This window comes from Oleiphilus sp. HI0080, assembly GCF_001635135.1.
In genome coordinates this window covers 1-3,618 of record NZ_LWFU01000818.1, presented here as the reverse complement: position 1 = coordinate 3,618, position 3,618 = coordinate 1, and the positions used below count along the sequence as shown (strand labels likewise).

At 48.4% G+C, this 3,618-nt stretch carries 4 protein-coding genes; all 4 read right to left on the bottom strand.

The genetic code is table 11. From position 1 onward, the window contains the following. A partial coding sequence (locus A3751_RS16740; RefSeq protein WP_197466430.1) for a methyl-accepting chemotaxis protein occupies nucleotides 1-948 on the bottom strand: 948 nt, incomplete at its 3' end. Between the two features lie 43 nt (nucleotides 949-991). After that, a complete protein-coding gene (locus A3751_RS16735; RefSeq protein WP_068458083.1) occupies nucleotides 992-1,525 on the bottom strand; it encodes a DUF6436 domain-containing protein in 534 nt (177 codons plus the stop codon). Nucleotides 1,526-1,627: 102 nt separating this feature from the next. Continuing rightward, nucleotides 1,628-2,293, bottom strand: coding sequence for an SDR family oxidoreductase (locus A3751_RS16730; RefSeq protein ID WP_068458081.1), 666 nt, complete (start codon nucleotides 2,291-2,293; stop codon nucleotides 1,628-1,630). 40 nt (nucleotides 2,294-2,333) lie between these two features. Further along, nucleotides 2,334-3,434, bottom strand: a complete 1,101-nt coding sequence (locus tag A3751_RS16725) for a mechanosensitive ion channel domain-containing protein (protein WP_068458079.1) — start codon at nucleotides 3,432-3,434, stop codon at nucleotides 2,334-2,336. Nucleotides 3,435-3,618 lie beyond the last annotated feature (184 nt).

Sequence of the window (3,618 nt, the reverse complement as noted above, 5' to 3'; positions counted from 1 at the left end):
AATGGTTTCCGCTGCACTCGCAATTTGGTTGTCGAGGCTGAGAATATCATTCTCGGTCGTAGTGCTGGATTGACGACATGCTTGTGAGTTTTGATATGCTTTCTCGGCTGCGTCCGCAGCTTGACCTGCGTTTGCCGCTACTTCGCTGGCTGACGCAGTCAATTCTTCAACGGCACTGGCGATCATGTCCGTTTGTTGTTGCTGAGTGCTTGATAAGGTTTGGAGGTTGTTACTAATCGTGACTAGCTGCTCAGCGGTAATATGGACAGACTCTGAATTACTGGCGACGCGCGAGACCAGTTCATTCACCGATTCGGTATACACATCAAAATCTTGCAGTAGTTCTGTTCGTCCGCTCGTTCGGATAGATAAATCAATTTGATCGCCACGCGTAATATTGCGAGCTGTGGAACTGAGCTCGCTGGACGCGAGAAACTCTTTTTTAAGATCGAGTGACATCCAAACAACCACCGCTGTCTCCACAACGACATAAACCGCATGAAGAAGGACAATATTGAACCCGTTTTCTGCTGATGGTAAAAGCCAAACACCGCCGCCATTAGCTTGTATGAAGAAAAAGCTTAAGTGATGCACGGCAATGGTGACGGCTGCCGCAACGACCGGAACCCAGTCTCGATAATAAAGTAACAATGCGAGAAGCACGAAAACGCCGAAATGGAACTCCAGCATGCCATGTGCTTGCTGTATATGAAGCGAGGTCATCACCATCAAAGCCATGCCCATGACGATTCGGCTAATGCTGCTCCCTGGAGAAAGGCTGCTCACGATAAAGGCCGCCGCCAAGGTCGCGCCACCGATTAAAAGCGCCGCCATCCAAGTGTCATACATCGGGGCGAGAGCCAGTGAGACTACAAACAGGGTGCTCAGAATGATCTTCATCACTTTGTCGGCACGTTTGTAATGGTTTATGAGGTTCGTGTTTTCCATAATTCTCCGTTTTACTGAGCACTAAGCGAAGCTGAGCTCGCTTTTATGTCAGCTCTGCTGTTTTTTTGTTCGTGTTGGTCCAGGGGCAAAAACACCCCTGACCTAGCAAGTTGAGATACTGAGCGCGATCACCTGCGCGCCATTTTTCTAGGTGGGCTGCAACCAAATCTTCGCCTTGTCCACAAACACTACCTGCGGTGTAAGGGCCGTGATAAATCAGTACGCCATCAGGAGCAAAAATACTCACCGCAGGACTTGAGATCGCCCAATCCTCCAAGAGAACACCTTTTACTTGCATGGTTTCGTTAGGGTATACGTGGCGCGCTTCTTTATAGGTCTCTTCAATATCTTGTACATGTGGTTTGGCAAAGCGATTGCAGCTACATTGCTCGTCTAGATAGTGAACAAGCGTTAGTTCCCCCGTCGCTACTCTTGGCATGTTTTGCAGATCCGGTGCATCCTCATGAAGAAAGGCGCGATAATCTGAGGCAAATACTTGCCACATGAGAACCGAAACAAGCAGCAACCAAAGTATGGCGGTTGTCCAGGCAAGATAGGTGTATGACGGCTGTGCCAAAACATTTCTCTGTTTAAAAATAAACTCAAAAGCTGAAGTTAGATTAGGCGATAAATGTTCTTTTGCCAGTAATTAGGAGGTGCTGTTGCAGCATTTGAGGCCTTACCAAGGTAAGACATCGCCGTTTGCATGCCAGAACGTACCAGAGTTCCTTGGCTCGAGCGCATCGATACGCTCAGAAAGCTGATTAGCGGCTTCATCTGGTGTGACATTACCATGGCCGCCGATCATTTCGGTACCAACCAAGCCGGGGTGAAGAATCGCAACAGAGATATCGCGTGGAGACAGATCGTGTGCCAGTGACACAGCTGCGGCATTCAGGGCGCACTTAGACATACGATACCCGTAGCGGCCACCGCTGGTATTATCTGCAATTGAGCCCATCCGGCTAGTGATAAAGGCGACTTTTGATCCTGGAACCAGTTTGCTCAGTAATGCCTCTGTAATGCGCAATGGTGCGAGGGTATTTACCTTGATTTGTTGTTCAATGCTCGTGAAATCGAGCTGTCCGAGTTGTTCGTCACGCAATATGCCAGCGTTGTTGATAAGCAAATCTAGATGCGTGTCGTGCAGGGCGTCGTTAAGCCAGTGACCTGCATCGGGCAGGGCGACATCGATTCCTTCAATGATCTGTACGCCGATGGCATCCAGCGCTTGGCTGCTCCGTCGGCATGCTGCAAAAACTTGGTATCCCTTGCTGTGGTAAACCTTGGCAAGTGCTAAGCCTATACCGCGATTGGCGCCGGTGATAAGTACGCTTTTATCCATTGTCTGAGCCCTCTCTAATCGCTATCTTGGACGTTTTGCTTTAGGAACTGCTCGGTGTTTTGTTTTCGACGGTTTCTTCGTTGGCACTGTTGCTTGTATTCTCGCTCGGATTCTCGTTTATATTGCCTTGCAGAGTTACCAGCTTTTCTTTTAGCTCGCCAAGATGTTTCTTTAATTCTTCCTGATTTTCTTTTGCGCCTTGTTTTAGCTCTTCTTCCAGTTCAGAAATGCGCTCATAGATTTTTTTCTTTTCATCGGACAGTTTCTGCGCAGCCTCGGCTTTGTCGAATACGATGTCTTCGGCTTCTACGCGCTCTTCGTTAGCCCTTGCCCAATGCATGTCCGGAATCGTACTGGTTTCTGGCGGCATTGGTCTCTGGTTCATGAAGGACGGCGACATAATTTCTACACCGTGGCCGTGTAACATATCGAGAACATGCATGCGTAGGTTGGAGCGAGCGGTAATCAGGCCTTTAACCTCATCTAAAAATCCGGAAACGCGATAGCTGACGCTAAAATCGTTTAGTTCGGTAATGTGTACAAAGGCATCACTGAGACCGCTTTCTTCTGCAGCCTTGATGAGTAGTGGGATCGCTTTTTTGTTGTGCACGTCATACCCAAGCGAGAGTGTCGCGGAGACGATTGCGCCTGAACGGTGGGTCGTTGTTACCGGGTTGTTTGCTAGAAAGGAGTTTGGCAGTGAGATGAGCTCTCGATTCTCAGATTGGATCTCTGTATCGAATAGGCCTCGCTCGGAGACGCGGCCGAAGAAGTCGCCAACGCGCACAAAATCGCCAATTCCAAATGGTTTGGTAATGCGCAGTAGAATACCGGCCATCAGATTGCCGATAATATTGGTAGAAGAAAAGGCGATCAAACCTGAAAGCAGGATACCAATCAGGCCAATGATTTGATTACGAAGTTGCGCATCGATCGGTAGCGATAAGATGACACCAATAACGCAGGCTAAAGTAAGAAACAGCATTAGTATCTGGCGGGGTACTTTTCTTTCGCTGCCGAGATGTTTTTTGCGTACAACGATGAAGTGGTTTGCCGCCGTGAGCAGCGTGACCGCACCAATAAAGGCAAGCACGCTAGGTAGCCAGTTACTGATAAGCTCGGAGTTCAGGATTGCGTCCATGTAGGTCTTCTGTGTTTTTCGTTAGCTTGTCAGATGCTCATGCGGGGCGCAAGCATGAAAACCAAGCCAAAGAGGAAAACTTTGCTAACCTTTTTAAGCAATTTGTCTTTTATAGAGTGAAGCCTGAATGTCTATTCTTATGAGCTTGTTAGGTGTATGCGTGTTGCTTGGCTTCGCGTTTTTA

Excerpts from the sequence above, each read along its gene's own strand:
- A3751_RS16730 (WP_068458081.1), bottom strand. The coding sequence starts at position 2,293 with ATGGATAAAAGCGTACTTATCACCGGCGCCAATCGCGGTATAGGCTTA.
- A3751_RS16725 (WP_068458079.1), bottom strand. The coding sequence starts at position 3,434 with ATGGACGCAATCCTGAACTCCGAGCTTATCAGTAACTGGCTACCTAGC.